The organism is Brevibacterium sp. VCM10 (genome assembly GCF_000583215.1).
GTDB classification, from domain to species: Bacteria; Actinomycetota; Actinomycetes; order Actinomycetales; family Brevibacteriaceae; genus Brevibacterium; species Brevibacterium linens.
Genome location: NZ_JAJB01000027.1, coordinates 16,455 through 32,846, shown reverse-complemented (window position 1 = coordinate 32,846; position 16,392 = coordinate 16,455). Strand labels below are relative to the sequence as shown.

Here is a 16,392-nt window from a genome sequence, read left to right as displayed (position 1 = left end):
AATTCCCCCGTACGGCCCGTCCACGGTAGCCTTGAAGCATGGCGAACACCGACTCGAAGACACCTGAGAACGCAGACCTTTCACCCGAACACCTCGACCCGGAACAGATCCGGATCCGAAAGGACAAGCGCCAGCGTCTCCTCGATGACGGAACCGACGCCTACCCGGTCACGGTGCCCCGCACGCACAGCCTCGCCGAGGTCCACGCCGCCCACGACGGACTCGAAGCCGGTGAGGAGACCGACGACGTCGTCGGCGTCATCGGCCGCGTCGTCTTCGTCCGCACCACAGGAAAACTCTGCTTCGTCACCCTGCAGGCCGGCGACGGCACCCGACTGCAGGGCATGCTCTCGCTGCGCGAAGTCGGTCAGGAGCGCCTGGATGACTTCAAGACCGACGTCGACCTCGGCGATTTCCTGTTCCTGCACGGGAAGGTCATCAAGTCCAAGCGCGGTGAGCTCTCCGTCCTCGCGGACTCGTGGACCATGGCATCGAAGGCCATCCGCCCGCTGCCCGGCCTGCACACCGAACTCGCCGAGGACACTCGCGTCCGCCAGCGCTACCTCGACCTCATCACCCGCGAGCAGGCCCGGGAGACGATGCTCACCCGAGCCAAAGTGATGTCATCGCTGCGGAAGACCTTCGCGGACCAGGACTTCGTCGAGATCGAGACCCCGATGCTGCAGACCATGCACGGCGGTGCCTCGGCGCGCCCATTCAAGACGCATATGAACGCCTACGACATCGACATGTATCTGCGCATCGCCCCGGAGCTGTTCCTCAAGCGGGCGGTCGTCGGCGGAATCGAGAACGTCTTCGAGATCAACCGGAACTTCCGCAATGAGGGCGCTGACTCCACGCATTCCCCGGAATTCGCGATGCTCGAGGCCTACCAGTCCTTCGGCGACTACCACTCGATCGCCGATCTGACGAAGACCCTGATCCAGAACGCGGCCCAGGAAGCCACCGGATCTCTCATTGTCACTCTCGACGACGGCACCGAATACGACTTCGGCGGAGACTGGCCGGTCGTGAGCATGTACGACTCCCTGTCCGAGGAATCCGGCGTCGAGGTGACCCCGGAGACCGGTTTGGACGTCCTCGACAAGATCGCCGCCGACAACAACGTCGACTTGAGCGGCGTCTTCCGTTCACACGGCAAGTACGTCGAAGAGCTGTGGGAGCACTTCTATCAGGACAAGCTGTGGGCTCCGACCTTCGTCACCGACTTCCCGGTCGATACCTCACCGCTGGTGCGTGAGCACCGGACGAAGAAGGGCGTCGTGGAGAAGTGGGACCTGTACGTGCGCGGATTCGAGCTGGCGACCGGCTATTCCGAGCTCGTCGACCCGATCATCCAGCGGCAGCGCTTCGAAGCTCAGGCTGCGGACGCTGCTCGCGGCGACGACGAGGCGATGGGTCTCGACGAAGACTTCCTCATGGCCATGGAGCACGGAATGCCGCCGACCGGCGGAATGGGAATGGGGCTCGACCGTCTGCTCATGGCACTGACAGGTTTGGGAATCCGCGAAACAATTCTGTTCCCATTCACCAAGCCATTGGCTTCTTCGCAGGAGGACTCGGCTCAGGAGGGCTGATGTGAATATGTTGGATATCCTCAAAGCGCTGCTCCCGTCGATCTGTGTGGGATTGCTGTTCTGGTATGTATTCCGGAATATCGTCCGCGCAGATCGCAATGAACGCGCACAGGTTGATAAGTACTATTCAGAGATTGAAGTTAGCGGAATCGAGGATAATCCCGAAACGGATGTTAAGATGACAGCGACAAAATCCTCTGATTACGAAAAGAGTGAACATGGCAAGGGAAATGCGCCTCGTTCTCACGGATGATTTCGACGGAAGCGAAGCGGCGGAAACCGTTCGCTTCAGCCTCGACCAGGCGACGTACGAACTCGAGCTCTCAACCGAGAATGCCGAAAAGCTCCGTGAGACGTTCGCCCCATTCATCGCCAAAGCACGTCGTGTAGCCAACACCGGTGGCCGTGGCCGCCGTGCGGGTTCGTCGGGACCCAAGCGGGACACTGCGAAGATCCGCGAATGGGCTCAGAGCAACGGATACCAGCTCGGTGATCGCGGACGGATTCCGCTGGAGATCGTCGAAGCATATGAAGCAGCGGAGAAGTAAGAGGTTCATCCGAAAGCCGATAACCTCCGATTAGTCCCGAGGGGCCAGCGAATTGAATCGCTGGCCCCTCGGGTCTTTTTGTGCTCGGCCTCGACATTATCGAATTCAGTGGTCCGGCGATGCGGCAGAACGGCAGTGATGAAACGTCACAGACAATTGCCAGGTACAAAGCAGTTGACGGTCATGTCGATGAATGGTCCGGGCAAATGATTCGTTGAACTGAGCGGTGAATCAAGGTGCCCTGAGCCGGGGTTCGCGAATGTCGTCAGCGCATCGAGACGATAATGCTGTTGGTTGAGGTCGTCGGGATCAGTTGTGTTCGTGCCACTTTGATCTGCTCCGGCTCTCCCGCCCGCAGCGGTCTGCAATGCGTACGGCCCCAGTTCGACGGTGGCGAAGCCTCGGCGACCAGGGAATTTCGCCGACAGCCAAACCCATTCGGCTCATGGCGAAACCTGCAATAGATCCGCGGTCGTGGTGGTTAGGCTCAGAAGAATCAGAAGACCGAGGAGGATGAATATGTTCGAGCGGTTCACCGACCGAGCACGACGCGTCGTGGTGCTCGCGCAGGAAGAAGCAAAACTTCTCAAACACAACTACATCGGCACCGAGCACATTCTGCTCGGCCTCATCCACGAGGGTGAAGGTCTGGCAGCGAAGGCTCTCGAGGGCATGGACATCTCCCTCGAACAGGTGCGTGACCAGGTCCAGGAGATCATCGGCCAGGGCCAGCAGGCGCCCAGCGGCCACATTCCCTTCACCCCGCGGGCGAAGAAGGTCCTCGAGCTCAGCCTCCGTGAAGCCCTGCAGCTGGGTCACAGCTACATCGGCACCGAGCACATTCTGCTCGGCCTCATCCGTGAGGGCGAAGGCGTTGCCGCGCAGGTGCTCGTCAAGCTCGGCGCGGATCTGGGACGCGTCCGTCAGGAAGTCATCAAGCTGCTGTCGGGCTACCAGGGCAAGGAACCCGTGTCCGCCGGTGGTCGCGAAGAGGGAACCCCCTCGGGGTCGCTCGTGCTCGACCAGTTCGGCACCAACCTCACCGCCGCGGCCCGCGAAGCCACGCTCGACCCGGTCATCGGCCGGCACGAGCAGATGCAGCGCGTGATGCAGATCCTCTCGCGCCGCACGAAGAACAACCCCGTCCTCATCGGCGAACCCGGTGTCGGCAAGACTGCTGTCGTCGAAGGACTCGCACAGGCCATCGTCAACGGCGATGTTCCCGAGATCCTCGCCGACAAGCAGCTCTACACCCTCGACCTCGGTTCGCTGGTCGCAGGTTCCCGCTACCGGGGTGACTTCGAAGAGCGCCTGAAGAAGGTGCTCAAGGAGATCCGCACCCGCGGCGACATCATCCTCTTCATCGACGAGATCCACACCCTCGTCGGTGCCGGAGCCGCCGAAGGTGCCATCGACGCCGCGTCGATCCTCAAGCCCATGCTGGCTCGGGGTGAGCTGCAGACCATCGGTGCGACCACTCTGGACGAGTACCGCAAGCACATCGAGAAGGATGCCGCGCTCGAGCGTCGGTTCCAGCCGATCCAGGTTCCCGAACCGTCGCTGGCGCATTCGATCGAGATCCTCAAGGGTCTGCGGGACAAGTACGAAGCGCACCACAAGGTCACCGTCACCGACGGGGCTCTGGCAGCCGCGGTGAATATGTCCGATCGCTACATCAACGACCGGTACCTGCCGGACAAGGCGATCGACCTCATCGACGAAGCCGGTGCCAAGCTGCGCATCTCGCGTCTGTCGGTTCCCCAGGAGATCCGTGACCTGGAGGAGAAGATCCTCGAGGCCCGCCACCGCAAGGAAGCCGCCATCGATGCTCAGGACTTCGAACTGGCAGCCTCGGAGCGTGACTCCGAGATGAAGCTGCAGAAGGAGAAGGAAGAGGAGACCGAGGCATGGCGCAAGTCCGGCACCGACACCTCGAAGGTCGTCGATGCCGATCTCATCGCCGAAGTGCTCGCCTCTGCCACGGGCATCCCGATCTTCAAGCTCACCGAGGAGGAATCCTCGCGTCTGCTCCGGATGGAAGACGAGCTGCACAAGCGCGTCATCGGTCAGGAAGACGCGGTCAAGGCGATCTCGCGGGCGATCCGGCGTACCCGTGCCGGACTGAAGGATCCGAAGCGTCCCTCCGGTTCGTTCATCTTCGCCGGACCCACCGGCGTCGGCAAGACCGAGCTGGCCAAGGCGCTGTCCGAGTTCCTCTTCGGCGATGAGGACTCGCTCATCAGCCTCGACATGTCCGAGTACTCCGAGAAGCACACGGTCTCGCGACTGTTCGGTTCGCCTCCGGGCTACGTCGGCTACGAAGAGGGCGGTCAGCTCACGGAGAAGGTTCGCCGCAAGCCGTTCTCGGTCGTCCTCTTCGATGAGGTGGAGAAGGCCCACTCGGACATCTTCAACTCGCTGCTGCAGATCCTCGAGGACGGTCGCCTGACCGACTCGCAGGGCCGTGAGGTGGACTTCAAGAACACCATCATCATCATGACGACCAACCTCGGTACGCGTGATATCTCGAGTGGACTCCAGCTCGGATTCCAGGTCGAGGGTGACACGAAGACCAACTACGACCGGATGAAGCAGCGGGTCAACGAAGAGCTCAAGCAGCACTTCCGTCCCGAGTTCCTCAACCGTGTCGATGACACGATCGTGTTCCCGCAGCTGAGCATGGACGAGATCATCAAGATCGTCGATCTCTTCCTCGAGCGTCTCGATGTCCGCCTGGCTGATCAGGGCATGAAGGTCGACGTCACCGCCAAGGCGAAGGATCTGCTCGCCGAGCGCGGCTACGATCCCGTCCTGGGTGCCCGACCGCTGCGTCGGACCATCCAGCTCGAGATCGAGGACACCCTGTCGGAGAAGATCCTGTTCAAGGAGCTCGGACGCGGTCAGACCGTGAAGGTCGACGTCAAGGGTGAAGGAAAGGACGCTGAGTTCACCTTCGAAGGCATCGAGACCGAGAGCCTGAAGCCCGCTGAGGATGTCGACAGCGAACTCGCAGGTTTGAGTTCGTCCGGTTCGAGCGGGTCCTCGGAGACTTCGGCCTGATCGTTCCTCACCTTCTCGGATAACGCGTAAGAGTCCGGGGAGTCGGCAGCCAGCCGGCTCCCCGGACTCTTTCGTATCTGGACCCGGAGATGGTGTTGAATGTGGGTATGAGCTCACACGCAGGCGACTTCGACCACGAGGGGATCTCCGAAGACCACCATTCCAAGCACGAACTGCCCGGAGGCCTGTACCTGCGACGGGCGAGGACCGGCGACGTCAAAGGCATCGAGGCACTTGTTGCTCCGCTGGCCGGGGAGCGGATTCTGCTCGCCAAGGACACGGTGACGTACTTCGAGTCGCTGCAGGAGTTCTGGTTGGTCGTCGACCCGCAGCCCGATGGGTCGGAGATCCTCGCCGGTTGCGGTGCCCTGCACATCATCTGGGCTGACCTCGCCGAGGCCCGCACGGTCGCCACGTCCCCGGACTATCGAGGCAGGGGAGTGGGCAAAGCGATCATCAGACAGCTCCTCACCGATGCCCGTGAGATCGGTGTCGACCGAGTGTTCTGCCTGACCTTCGAGACCGGATTCTTCGGATCGCTCGGCTTCGAGCCGATCAAGGGCATCCCCGTCTCACCCGAGGTCTACGTCGAACTGCTTCACTCCACCGATGAGGGTGTGGCAGAGTTCCTCGATCTGGCACGGGTGAAACCGAACACCCTGGGCAACTCGCGGATGATCAAATACCTCTGAGACGGACGCGGTTCACACCTCTCACAGGCCGGTGGGGGCGATGGCGGCCGCACCACTTCTGCATTTCCAGTTGTCGCACCGCGGCCCGGGCGTCAGCGGTTCGGCAGTGCCAATCGCCCGTCGATCTGCTGTGCCAGTCCGTCGGTGATGAGATCAGAGATGAGTCGAGAGATCCTGTCCCGGTCGGCGCTGAGTTCGCGCACTCGCGCCACTGCTGCGGCCGTGGATTCGGCCAATGAGTCGAGAAGCGCCGGATCGAAGTCGGTCATCGCAGTGGTGAAGACGTCGAGGCTGACGCCGTGCCGGTCGTCCTCAGCAGCATGGGCGGCTTTGAGAGCGTCCATGATCGCTCCGCGCAGCTGGCGATCCGTGCCCGCCCACTTCTGAGTCTTCGGTTTCGTCGCCGAGGCGGGTCGGCCCAACCGGTTCCATGTGCAGATGTCCTGAAGCGGGCAGGCGGGGCAATCGGGATTGCGAGCCGTGCAGACGAGGGCCCCGAACTCCATGACACCGGCGTTCCACTCAACATGTTCATCCTCGGGCACGAGGCCGGCCGCCCAGGCAGTCTCCTTCCGGCTGGGGGAGCTGGTGGGACGTTCTCTTCCTGCGAAGAGGCGGATGAGAACCCGACGGACATTCGTGTCCAGCACGGTCGTCTTTCGGCCGAAGGCGAAGGACGAGACCGCAGCGGCGGTATAGGACCCGATGCCCGGCAGCCGTTCGAGTTCTTCGGTCGTTTCGGGAACCCGGTTGTCCAGGTTCGCAGCGATGACTTCGGCGGCCTCCTGCAGCCGCAGGGCCCTGCGCGGATAGCCCAAACGGTCCCAGGCGTGGAGGACCTCGGAGGTCGGCGCGGCAGCGAGATCGGCCGGGGTCGGCCACATCTGCATCCAGGCACGCCACCGTGGTTCCACCCGGGCGACAGGGGTCTGCTGAGACATGATCTCGCTGACGAGGATCGCCCAGGCGCTCGTGTTCGGAGCCCTCCACGGCAGGTCGCGGGCGGCTTCTTCGAACCAGGCGATGACCGTGTCCTGGACCCGTCTGAGCACAGGCTCCGTCACCTCGGGAAAGGCGGCAGAAGGCCCGGCGGAATCGGATTCGGAACCGGCTCGGTGTGTCATTTGGATGCTCATTCGCAATTGCCTAGGCTCAAAGCGATGACTCCTTCCAATCGTGGTTCGCAGCCGAGCAGAGCTGCCGGGCAGCCCCGCCAGTCTAGCGGGAAGTTGCCTGCTCACGTGTACCGCAGACGCCGCATCACGCTCGCTGTGGCCGGCCTCCTCGTCGTGGCACTCCTGGTGCTCGGAATCGTCGGCATCGTCACCGCCATCGGCGGCCGCAGTGATGGATCGGACGAGGTCGCCGCCGAGGAGACGACTCCGGCCGAATCGACGACGGCGGCCCCGGTGCCCGATAAGCAGGCGGCGAGCGGAAAATGCCCGGAGGACCAGGTCTCGCTGAAGGCGAAGGTCGATCCGAATTCCGTGAAGGACGGAAAAGAACCCGAATTCGGCATGGTCATCGAGAACGGACACTCGGCCACATGCCTCATCGAGGTCGGCACCGACAAGCAGGAGTTCATCGTCGAAAAAGACGGCGACGTTGTGTGGTCGTCGACGTACTGTGCGGCCGCGAAAGACGAGAATGCAGAGGCGTCCACTGAGTTCGCACCGCAGTCGGAGAAGACCGCGAAGCTCAAGTGGAACCGGATCAAGGTCGACAAGAACTGCAACCGCGAAGACGACGACTTCGCTCCCGGTGACTATGAGCTCATCGTGAAACTCGACGACAAGAAGAGCGAACCGACTGAGTTCACGCTCGAGAAGAGCGCCGCCGAAAAGGCCAAGGAGAAGAAGGCCGCGGAGAAGAAGAGGGCCGCGGAGGAGAAGAAGAAAGCCGACGAAGAGAAGAAGTCGGAGCAGGACTCCGGAGAGAAGGACTCCGGCGAGACGCAGTCAGAGGAACCGCAGGACTGAGCAATCAGGCCCCGCGGTAGGAGCCGACTCCCCACGAGTTGCCATCGTGGTCGCGGAAGTCGAACTCGCGGCCGCCGTGGTCTTGAGTCGCCACCGGTCGAACGATCGCATGCCCCAGGTCGACGATCTCCTGGTAGAGCCGGTCGACTTCGCGTTCGGTGTCGACGACGACGTAGATCGAGCCGCCGCCCACCGCGTCGAGCGCCGATCCGTCGTGGCGGACCGAACCGAACATGATCCCGCCGTTGTTACCGAGCGCGAATTCGGCATGCTCGACGAGCGCCGGGTCCTGCTCATTGCGTACGAGCAGTCTTTCGGTGAATCCGAGCGTGACCAGCAGCTCGATCGTCGCTGCCGCATCGGTGGTCCGGAATGCTGGAAATACTGTCGTGGTCATGACACCAGGATGCGCCAAAACCGTGCGAAAGTCCCGAACTTTCTCACTTCTGTTCCCGCAGGGCGCCATTTGTCAGCATGAGTTCGACGGCCCCGGCGATGTGTTCGCACTCGTCGACTTTCATCTTCTCCGGCGTCGCCACATTGGTCATCGCGCCCTTGGCCACGACGGCATGGGTGATGCCCAGACGTTTGGCTTCGTTGAGGCGTTGGCCGAGATTGGGGACGTTGCGGATCTCGCCGGACAGGCTGACCTCGCCGATCGCGACGAGGTGGCGAGCCAGCGGCTTGCCGAGCAGCGCCGAAGCCAGGGACATGCAGATCGCCAGATCGCTGGCCGGTTCCGACAGCTTCGCTCCGCCGACCGTGGCGGTGAAGACATCGCTCTTGGCGAGGTTCGCCTGTGAGACGTTCTGGCTGAGCACGGCCAGCATCATCGCCACACGTGAGGAGTCGACTCCGGAGACGGACCGGCGGGACTGACCGCCGGCGGATTCGGTGATGAGCGATTGGACTTCGACGAGCAGCGGACGCTTGCCCTCCTGCGTCACGGTCAGGCAGGTGCCGGGCGGGTTCGCCCCGCTGCGCGAGAGGAACAGACCCGAGGGGTCCTCGAGACTCTTGATCCCGTTCTCCTCCATATCGAAGCAGCCCACATCGTCGGTGGGGCCGAAGCGATTCTTCACCGCTCGCAGCATGCGGAGCCGAGAATGCCTCTCACCTTCGAAGGTGCACACGACATCGACGAGGTGTTCGAGGAGGCGAGGGCCGGCGATAGTGCCGTCCTTCGTGATGTGGCCGACGAGCACAGTCGGCAGAGATCGGGCCTTGGCTTCTCGGATGAGGGCGGAGGCGACTTCGCGGACCTGGGTGACTCCGCCGGGGATGCCTTCGACCTCGGAAGAGGCCAAAGTTTGGATCGAGTCGACGACGAGCAGCTCCGGCTGTTCGGCCTCGATCATTCCCAGCACCGAACCCAGATCGGTCTCGGCGGCGAGGAGCAGCGAGTCGGCCAGGGCGTTAATCCGTTCGGCGCGCAGCCGCACCTGGCCGGCGGATTCCTCACCGGTGACATAGAGGACCTTGACTCCGAACATCGCGATCTTCGCAGCGACGTCGAGCAGCAGCGTTGACTTGCCGACACCGGGTTCTCCGGAGAGCAGGACGACCGCGCCGGGCACGATGCCACCACCGAGCACCCGATCGAACTCGGGGACGAACGTCGATCTCGCCTGCGCGAGCGTCGAGTCGATCTCGCTGATCGGCTTCGCTGCGCTGGATTTCTTGACCTTCGTCTTCACCTTCGACGAGTTCGCACCCTTTTCTTCAAGGGTGCCCCAGGCCTGGCATTCGGGGCAGCGTCCCAACCATTTGACCGTCGAATAGCCGCATTCCGAGCATGTGAAAGACATACCGCAATTCTGGCACGGACCACTGACATGAGATTCCTTGCTCGAGAGACCGTCTTCAACAACAGGGAGCCGGCCGGTGTGCGCTGCAGCGGGGGAGTCCGGAGAACGCAGAGGGGCGCCCGACGATGAGTTCGTCGGGCGCCCCTTGCCGGCAGAGTGCGGCAGCCAGGTCAGTCGAGCGTGGTGAGGATTCGGGGACCATCCTCGGTGATGGCGATCGTGTTCTCCGAATGGGCACCATTCGAACCGTCGGCCAGACGCAGGGTCCAGCCGTCCTTGTCGACGGACAGCTTCTTCGACGTGAACGACCACCACGGTTCGATGGCCAGGGTCAGTCCTGGTTTGAGGACCAGTCCGCGACCGCCCTTGCCGCGGTTGGGCACGTGCGGATCTTCATGCATCGTGTGGCCGAGGCCGTGCCCGCCGAAGTCGAGGTTGACGGGGATGCGGTGGGCATCGGCGACGTCACCGATGGCCTTCGAGATATCGCCGAGGCGGTTGCCGGCTTGGGCGGCACCGATTCCGGCTTCGAGGCCGGCCCAGGTGGTGTCGATGAGGCGCTGGTCCTCATCGCTGCCGTCGCCGACGACGACGGAACGGGCGGCGTCGGCGACCCAGCCGTCGATGGACACGGCGAAGTCGAGGGTGAGCAGGTCACCGTCCTTCATCACGTAGTTGTGCGGTTTGCCGTGGAGGACGCCGTCGTTGACGGACAGGCAGATGACATTGCGGAAGGGGCCGGAGCCGAATGACGGAGCGTAGTCCCAGTAGCAGGACTTCGCTCCGGCGTCATCGATGAGCTTCCGCGCGGTCTTCTCCAGGTGCATGATGTCCATGCCCGGTTCTGCGATCGAGGTCAGCTCGGCCAAGGTCTTCGCGACGAAACGGCCGGTCACCGCCATCTTGTCGATCTCGGCGGGCGTCTTCAGCTCAATCACAGGGGTCTCCTTAAATGAGGTGCGGGGTTTCAACGGCGTTCACTGGTCCAGACTCGATTTTAGTCCTCGGCAATGCCGAAGTCGCGGCCGCACCCGGATCTGTGGGCAAGCAGACAGTCGCGCGGCGCCTCCCTCCCGACTCGCTCGGTCAAGGGTTGGCAGCAGATAGCCATTCGTGGACGGGGTGATATCTGCGCCAGCCCTTGGACGAGGCAGGCGGTCGGCGACGGTCCCTCAGAGGAACTCGACGCCCTGCGCCAGCGGCAGCTCGCCGGAGTAGTTGATCGTGTTCGTGGCCGGACGCATATAGGCCTTCCACGAATCCGAACCCGACTCGCGTCCGCCGCCGGTCTCCTTCTCACCACCGAAGGCACCGCCGATCTCCGCACCGGAGGTGCCGATGTTGACGTTGGCGATTCCGCAGTCGGAGCGGGAGAGGAACTTCTCGGACTCGGCGAGTTCGGCAGTGAAGATCGCCGAGGACAGGCCCTGAGGCACCCCGTTGTGGATCTCGAGCGCCTCATCGAGATTCGAATACGTGACGACGTAGAGGATCGGGGCGAAGGTCTCCTCCTTGACCACGGCGGTCTGACTCGGCATCCGCACCACTGCCGGTTCGACGTAGTGGGCGTTCGGGCGTTCATCGGCGAGCACCCGGCCGCCTCCGCAGAGGATCTCGCCGCCCTCTGCCTCTGCCTGTTTGAGGGCCGCCTGCATCGCCTCGTACGAACCCGAATTGATGAGCGGTCCCACGAGCACTCCGTCATCGGTCGGCGATCCGATGCTCAGCGTCTTGTACGCGGCGACGACCTTGGCGACGAACTCGTCGGCGATGGACTCGTGCACGATGAGCCGCCGCAGCGTCGTGCACCTCTGACCGGCCGTTCCGGCGGCCGCGAAGACCACTCCGCGCAGTGCCAGGTCGACATCGGCGCTCGGGGCGACGATGGCGGCGTTGTTGCCGCCGAGCTCGAGCAGGATCTTGCCGAAGCGCTCGGCCACAACGGGGCCGACCTCGCGACCCATCCGCACCGATCCCGTCGCCGAGACCAGGGCCACGCGGTCATCCCGGACCATGACATCGCCGATGTCCCGACCGCCGACGAGGACAGGCGCGAGATTCTCCGGTGCCCCCACCTCGGCGGCGGCCCTGACCAGCAGGGACTGTGCCCCCAGCGCTGCGAGCACGGCGTTCTCCGAGGGCTTCCACACAACCGCGTCACCGGCCACCAAGGCCAGAGCGGTGTTCCATGAATAAACGGCCACCGGGAAGTTGAACGCGGAGATGACACCGACGACGCCGAGGGGATGCCACGTCTCCATGAGCCGGTGACCCGGCCGTTCGCTGGGCATGGTCTTGCCCCACAGCTGCCGGGACTGACCGAGTGCGAACTCACAGATGTCGATCATCTCCTGCACCTCACCGGCCGCCTCCGAGGGGGTCTTGCCGGCTTCGACGGTGATGATCTTCGCCAGATCGTCTTTGTGCTCGCCGAGCAGCTGTCCCCACCGCTGCACCAGCTGACCGCGGACGGGAGCGGGCACGTCCCGCCAGGTCTCGAACGCAGTCTGGGCTGCAGCGATCTTGTTCGCCGCCGTCTGCGCGGTGTCCGCCGCGATCGTGCCGAGGTCCTGTCCCGTGATGGGAGAGCGGGCCGGAAGGCTCGCCGAGGCGGCCGATCCCTCAAGCACGGATGCCTCCACTCCGCAGGCGCTAAGCCCTGAGGTGAGGAGGTCGGTGATGGTCTGATCGGTGGGCAGTGCGGTCATTGCTGTCCTTTCGTCATCTGCTGTGTCGATCGGCGGCTTGGCCGGTCGTCGGTGTTCCGTCGTCGTGGGGAGGTCGGGTGTGAGGGGCGGGTGTGCGAGGACTCAGATCACATTGAGCTCCTTACGCAGCCCGGTGGTGGTGAAGCGTCGTTTGTCCATGGGAGTCACATCGACGAAGGGGGTGCGGCCGGTCATGAGGTCGGCGACGACCTCTCCGACGGCCGGGCCCATGAGGAAGCCGTGGCCGGAGAACCCGCAGGCGTAGAAGAATCCCGGCCTCTCCTCGGCCTCGCCGATGAGGGCATTGTGGTCGGGCGTCATCTCGTACAGTCCCGCCCACCCGTGTTTCGCTTCGACATCGCCGAGTTCCGGGGTGCGGGCGTCGATGTGCTCGGCCAGGGTGGCCAGCCAGTTCGGGTCGCGTTTGTCGTTGAAGGACCAGTCATCGACCTCATCGGGGCAGCCGAACAGCAGCCCGGCCCCTTCCGGGTGGACGTAGTAGCTGGTGGAGAAGTCGATCGTGAAGGGCATCCGCGAGGTGTCGAAGTCGACGGGTTCGGAGACCATGATCTCCCGCCGCAGCGGCTTGACCGGCAGATCGACCCCAGCCATGTCCCCGATGGGGCCCGACCAGGCTCCCGCCGCGACGACGACCTGTTCGCAGCTGATCGTGCCCTGATTCGTGATCACCGAGGTGGCCCTGCGGTCCGTCCCGCCGTCGGTGTCGAATCCGGTGACTTCGCAGTTCTTGACCACCGTGACCCCGCGCTCGCGGGCGGCGGTGACGAAGCCTGCGACGACGGCCTCGGGGGTGCAGTGACCGTCGCCGGGATTGAACGCCCCGGCCACCAGCCCTTCGGTGTTGACGAACGGGGCCAGCTCGGCCACCTCGGCGAGGGTGAGCATCCGCGAATCCAGGCCCATCCGCTGCTGGAGGGCCACATTGTCGGTGAACGCGCGCACGTCGTCATCGTTGTCGAGGAGGAACAGGTAGCCGTTGCTGACCAGATCGATGTCGACGCCGAAATCGGTCTCGAAGTTCCGCAGCACGTCGAGCCCGCGGGCGGCCAGGGCGATGTTGACCTCGTCGGAGAATTGGCAGCGCACCCCTCCGGCGGCTTTCGACGTCGATCCGGCTCCGGGGGTGTCGCGTTCGACGATGATGATGTCGCTGACTCCGCGTGCGGCCAGGTGGTAGGCGATGGCCGCTCCCATGACGCCGGCGCCGATGATGACCACGGAGGCTTCGGCGGGCAGGGCTCTCGACGTGTCGGGGACCCCGTCGGTGTTCGGGGCGGTGGTCGATGCGGTGGGGGATTCCACGGTTCACCTCGCTGTCTGCTGCCGGGGCGACCGTCATTGGGCGCCCAGGAAACGGAGAGTGCCGACGGCGATGTCGGCGTTTGTGTCTTGACTTCATTGTGGTTGCCATCACACTTAAGAACAAGGGAGAGTTTGTGAACACTGCGTTCAAGAAACCTAAAGACAAGGGGGTGCTGCCATGACATGGACGCTCGGACAGCTGCGCACGTTCGTCGCTGTGGCCGAACTCGGGTCGATGACGCGGGCGGCCGACCACCTCGGCTACAGCGTCGGTGCGGTGTCCCAGCACATCTCGGCGCTGCGCCGGGTCGTCGCTTCCGACCTGTTCCGCAGGCGCGGTCGCGGGCTCGTCCTCGCTGAAGCCGGGCGCACTCTGCTGCCCCGGGCCCGGAACATCCTCGCCGCTCAGCAGCAGGCGGAGATGGCGATGCTCGGCCGGGACTTCCGCAGCGAGGCCATCGTCACCCTCGGAGTCTTCGGATCGGCGTCGACGACGGCGCTGCCGAAGGTGGTGCGGGCGCTGGCCGAGCGTCATCCGCATATCGAAGTCCGGGCGCGGGAGATCAATGTCGAGACCATGTCGGCGGCCGTCATCGACGGGGTCATCGATCTGGGGATCGGGATCAACTACCCGGCCGCGCCGCTGCCGCCGATGCGCGGGCTGCGCTGGGCGGCGGTGGCGGACGAGGACTTCGGCATCGTCGTCCCCGCGGGGACGACGCGGCCGAGCGATGACGATCTGGCCGAGGCCGACTGGATCCTCCCACCGGCCGAGGAGCTCTTCGGCCGCGCGATGCGGTTGGCCACCTCGGCGCTGGGAATCGATGCGAAGGAGACCCACATCGTCACGGACACCGCGGTCGCGTTGGCGCTCGCCGGGACCGGGCTCGGCCTGACCTTGGCAACGCCGATCATGATGTCGTTGGGCGGGCCCGACGTCGACCTCCACCCGGTCGCCGAGGCGGGCGGACGCGAGATCATCGTGCTGACTTCCCCGGACCCCAGCGACCCGGTCCGAGCCGTCGCCGAGGTGGTCACCGAAGTCTTCGCCTGAGGTTCCGGCCTAGGATGAGGGCATGAGCTTCGACCATCAGTGGAACAAGGTACGCAGGGCCAACCCCGATCATTCGGCGAACTACGCGCAGCGGTGGCGTGATCTCGCGGCCGCCGGGCACGACATCGGCGGTGAGGCTAGGTTCGTCAACGCCATGGCTCCGCGGGGATCGCGCATCCTCGACGCCGGCTGCGGAACCGGACGGGCCGGCGGACAGCTCATCGACGAAGGGCACACCGTCTTCGGCGTCGACCTCGACGAATTCCTCATCTCCGTCGCCGAGGACGATTTCCCCAGCGGGGAATGGCGCACCGGCGACCTCGCCGACTTCGATTTCGCCGGTGCCGGGATCACCGAGATCGACGTCGCCTTCTGCGCCGGAAACGTCCTGTCCTTCCTCGATCCCGCCTCCCGGCGGCAGACCCTGGGCAACATCAAGTCGACCCTCAAGCACGGCGGTCGATTCGTGTCCGGCTTCGGTGCCGGACGCGGGTACGATTTCGACGACTTCATAGAGGACGTCAAAGCCACGGGGATGTTCGTCGATCAGAAGTTCTCCACCTGGGAGCTGCGTCCCTTCGAAGCTGACAGCGACTTCCTCGTCCTCATCGCCGAAAGGCTGTGAGCCGGTCGATTCGCAATTGCGGCAGAACTAAGCTGGGATCGGCCTGTACTGCGGATCACCTGAAGGAGAACGACCATGATCTTCATCGTCGTAAAATATGACGTGAAACCCGAAAGCGTCGAGAAGTTCCCCGAAGCGGTGCGGGCCTTCACCGAGGCCGTGCGGGAAGAGCCCGGCAACCTGTGGTTCGAATGGTCGAAGAGCCTGGAGAACCCGAACGAGTTCGTGCTCGTCGAAGCGTTCACCGACGAAGGTGCCGAACCTCATGTCAAGAGCGACCATTTCGCCGCCGGTCTCGAAGCCATGCGCCCGCACCTGGCCACGACGCCGAAGATCATCTCCCGCAAGATCGACGGCGAAGGCTGGGACGAGATGGGCGAACTCAAGATCGACTGAACCCCTTCCAGACCTTCATCCCGGGTCGACCGAGCACATAGACTTCTGCCATGGCGACCAAAGCGCAGAACATCGCATCGATCGAAAAGGCCCTCGGCGAGCCATGGGCAGACACCCGTGGTCGTTTGGAGGCAGCCGGGGGAGCGTCGGCGAGTCACAAAGAACTCGCCGACGCTCTCTTTCCCCAGTTCGACGGCAGAGTCGACAACCACGGCTGGTGGGTCCAAGGCGCCGTCGTCGCCTATGAGCAGGAGATCGGACGCCGCGTCCCCGGCCAGCGCGCCGACGGCACCTTCGACGTCGCCGTCTCCCGCACCATCCCCGGCGATCGTTCCGCACTCATCGAAAAATTCGCGTCCCTCGTCGACGACACCCTCAACGAGGTGGCCCTCGACGCCGATCCCCGCACCTCGGAGACGGCGAAGCGCTCCTTCTGGCGAGCGAACCTCGACGGCGGCATCAAGGTCGAAGCCGCCGCTGAGACGAAGAGCGAAGACAAAACCCTCTTCGTCCTCACCACGTCGAAGCTTCCCAGCCCCGAAGCCCTGGAGGAATGGCGGGCCTTCGGCAAGGGCCTCCTCAAACAGCTCTGAGTCGCGCC

At 64.0% G+C, this 16,392-nt stretch carries 16 protein-coding genes; 10 read left to right on the top strand and 6 right to left on the bottom strand.

Annotated elements, in window-relative coordinates:
* The first annotated feature begins 38 nt into the window (after positions 1-38).
* The 5 genes from lysS (at position 39) to AD89_RS0107645 (ending at position 5,898) form a co-directional block, all read left to right on the top strand.
* Entirely contained in the window at positions 39-1,598 is a 1,560-nt protein-coding gene (gene lysS, locus AD89_RS0107660; RefSeq protein WP_025778017.1) for a lysine--tRNA ligase, read from the top strand.
* 1 nt (position 1,599) lies between these two features.
* Positions 1,600-1,851, top strand: a complete 252-nt coding sequence (locus AD89_RS20125; RefSeq protein WP_101555682.1) for a hypothetical protein — start codon at positions 1,600-1,602, stop codon at positions 1,849-1,851.
* Positions 1,817-2,146, top strand: a complete 330-nt coding sequence (locus AD89_RS0107655) for a histone-like nucleoid-structuring protein Lsr2 (RefSeq protein ID WP_025778016.1) — start codon at positions 1,817-1,819, stop codon at positions 2,144-2,146. The genes AD89_RS20125 and AD89_RS0107655 overlap by 35 nt, the downstream gene beginning before the upstream one ends.
* A gap of 519 nt (positions 2,147-2,665) precedes the next feature.
* A complete protein-coding gene (locus tag AD89_RS0107650; RefSeq protein WP_025778015.1) occupies positions 2,666-5,206 on the top strand; it encodes an ATP-dependent Clp protease ATP-binding subunit in 2,541 nt (846 codons plus the stop codon).
* Between the two features lie 107 nt (positions 5,207-5,313).
* On the top strand, positions 5,314-5,898 hold the full coding sequence (locus AD89_RS0107645; RefSeq protein ID WP_025778014.1) for an amino-acid N-acetyltransferase: 585 nt from the start codon (positions 5,314-5,316) through the stop codon (positions 5,896-5,898).
* A gap of 92 nt (positions 5,899-5,990) precedes the next feature.
* Here the strand turns inward: AD89_RS0107645 and AD89_RS0107640 are convergent, their stop codons facing one another.
* Positions 5,991-7,022, bottom strand: a complete 1,032-nt coding sequence (locus AD89_RS0107640; protein ID WP_025778013.1) for an A/G-specific adenine glycosylase — start codon at positions 7,020-7,022, stop codon at positions 5,991-5,993.
* Between the two features lie 117 nt (positions 7,023-7,139).
* On the opposite strand from AD89_RS0107640, the gene AD89_RS0107635 reads away from it, so the two are divergent.
* Positions 7,140-7,877 (top strand): hypothetical protein, encoded by a 738-nt coding sequence (locus AD89_RS0107635; protein ID WP_025778012.1) that lies wholly within the window; start codon positions 7,140-7,142, stop codon positions 7,875-7,877.
* A 4-nt stretch (positions 7,878-7,881) separates the two neighbouring features.
* Here the strand turns inward: AD89_RS0107635 and AD89_RS0107630 are convergent, their stop codons facing one another.
* The 5 genes from AD89_RS0107630 to AD89_RS0107610 all read right to left on the bottom strand — a co-directional run bounded on the left by AD89_RS0107630 (position 7,882) and on the right by AD89_RS0107610 (position 13,716).
* A complete protein-coding gene (locus AD89_RS0107630) occupies positions 7,882-8,274 on the bottom strand; it encodes a VOC family protein (RefSeq protein ID WP_025778011.1) in 393 nt (130 codons plus the stop codon).
* Between the two features lie 43 nt (positions 8,275-8,317).
* Positions 8,318-9,685: a DNA repair protein RadA gene (gene radA, locus AD89_RS0107625; protein ID WP_025778010.1), complete on the bottom strand. Its 1,368-nt coding sequence runs from the start codon at positions 9,683-9,685 to the stop codon at positions 8,318-8,320.
* Between the two features lie 170 nt (positions 9,686-9,855).
* Positions 9,856-10,623 (bottom strand): type I methionyl aminopeptidase, encoded by a 768-nt coding sequence (gene map / locus AD89_RS0107620; protein ID WP_025778009.1) that lies wholly within the window; start codon positions 10,621-10,623, stop codon positions 9,856-9,858.
* A gap of 234 nt (positions 10,624-10,857) precedes the next feature.
* Positions 10,858-12,393: an L-piperidine-6-carboxylate dehydrogenase gene (gene amaB / locus AD89_RS0107615; RefSeq protein WP_025778008.1), complete on the bottom strand. Its 1,536-nt coding sequence runs from the start codon at positions 12,391-12,393 to the stop codon at positions 10,858-10,860.
* A gap of 102 nt (positions 12,394-12,495) precedes the next feature.
* Complete coding sequence (locus tag AD89_RS0107610) at positions 12,496-13,716, bottom strand: NAD(P)/FAD-dependent oxidoreductase (protein WP_025778007.1); 1,221 nt, start codon at positions 13,714-13,716, stop codon at positions 12,496-12,498.
* 178 nt (positions 13,717-13,894) lie between these two features.
* Between AD89_RS0107610 and AD89_RS0107605 the strand changes: the two genes are divergently transcribed.
* The 4 genes from AD89_RS0107605 to AD89_RS0107590 all read left to right on the top strand — a co-directional run bounded on the left by AD89_RS0107605 (position 13,895) and on the right by AD89_RS0107590 (position 16,384).
* Positions 13,895-14,770 carry a LysR family transcriptional regulator gene (locus AD89_RS0107605; RefSeq protein WP_025778006.1) on the top strand — a complete coding sequence of 292 codons (876 nt, stop codon included), beginning with the start codon at positions 13,895-13,897 and terminating at the stop codon, positions 14,768-14,770.
* Positions 14,771-14,792: 22 nt separating this feature from the next.
* On the top strand, positions 14,793-15,395 hold the full coding sequence (locus AD89_RS0107600; protein WP_025778005.1) for a class I SAM-dependent methyltransferase: 603 nt from the start codon (positions 14,793-14,795) through the stop codon (positions 15,393-15,395).
* A gap of 75 nt (positions 15,396-15,470) precedes the next feature.
* A complete protein-coding gene (locus AD89_RS0107595; protein WP_025778004.1) occupies positions 15,471-15,791 on the top strand; it encodes a putative quinol monooxygenase in 321 nt (106 codons plus the stop codon).
* Positions 15,792-15,841: 50 nt separating this feature from the next.
* Complete coding sequence (locus AD89_RS0107590; protein ID WP_025778003.1) at positions 15,842-16,384, top strand: hypothetical protein; 543 nt, start codon at positions 15,842-15,844, stop codon at positions 16,382-16,384.
* The last annotated feature ends 8 nt before the right edge of the window (positions 16,385-16,392 follow it).

Excerpts from the sequence above, each read along its gene's own strand:
- lysS (WP_025778017.1), top strand. The coding sequence starts at position 39 with ATGGCGAACACCGACTCGAAGACACCTGAGAACGCAGACCTTTCACCC.
- AD89_RS0107655 (WP_025778016.1), top strand. The coding sequence starts at position 1,817 with ATGGCAAGGGAAATGCGCCTCGTTCTCACGGATGATTTCGACGGAAGC.
- AD89_RS0107650 (WP_025778015.1), top strand. The coding sequence starts at position 2,666 with ATGTTCGAGCGGTTCACCGACCGAGCACGACGCGTCGTGGTGCTCGCG.
- AD89_RS0107645 (WP_025778014.1), top strand. The coding sequence starts at position 5,314 with ATGAGCTCACACGCAGGCGACTTCGACCACGAGGGGATCTCCGAAGAC.
- AD89_RS0107640 (WP_025778013.1), bottom strand. The coding sequence starts at position 7,022 with ATGACACACCGAGCCGGTTCCGAATCCGATTCCGCCGGGCCTTCTGCC.
- AD89_RS0107630 (WP_025778011.1), bottom strand. The coding sequence starts at position 8,274 with ATGACCACGACAGTATTTCCAGCATTCCGGACCACCGATGCGGCAGCG.
- radA (WP_025778010.1), bottom strand. The coding sequence starts at position 9,685 with ATGTCTTTCACATGCTCGGAATGCGGCTATTCGACGGTCAAATGGTTG.
- amaB (WP_025778008.1), bottom strand. The coding sequence starts at position 12,393 with ATGACCGCACTGCCCACCGATCAGACCATCACCGACCTCCTCACCTCA.
- AD89_RS0107605 (WP_025778006.1), top strand. The coding sequence starts at position 13,895 with ATGACATGGACGCTCGGACAGCTGCGCACGTTCGTCGCTGTGGCCGAA.
- AD89_RS0107600 (WP_025778005.1), top strand. The coding sequence starts at position 14,793 with ATGAGCTTCGACCATCAGTGGAACAAGGTACGCAGGGCCAACCCCGAT.
- AD89_RS0107595 (WP_025778004.1), top strand. The coding sequence starts at position 15,471 with ATGATCTTCATCGTCGTAAAATATGACGTGAAACCCGAAAGCGTCGAG.
- AD89_RS0107590 (WP_025778003.1), top strand. The coding sequence starts at position 15,842 with ATGGCGACCAAAGCGCAGAACATCGCATCGATCGAAAAGGCCCTCGGC.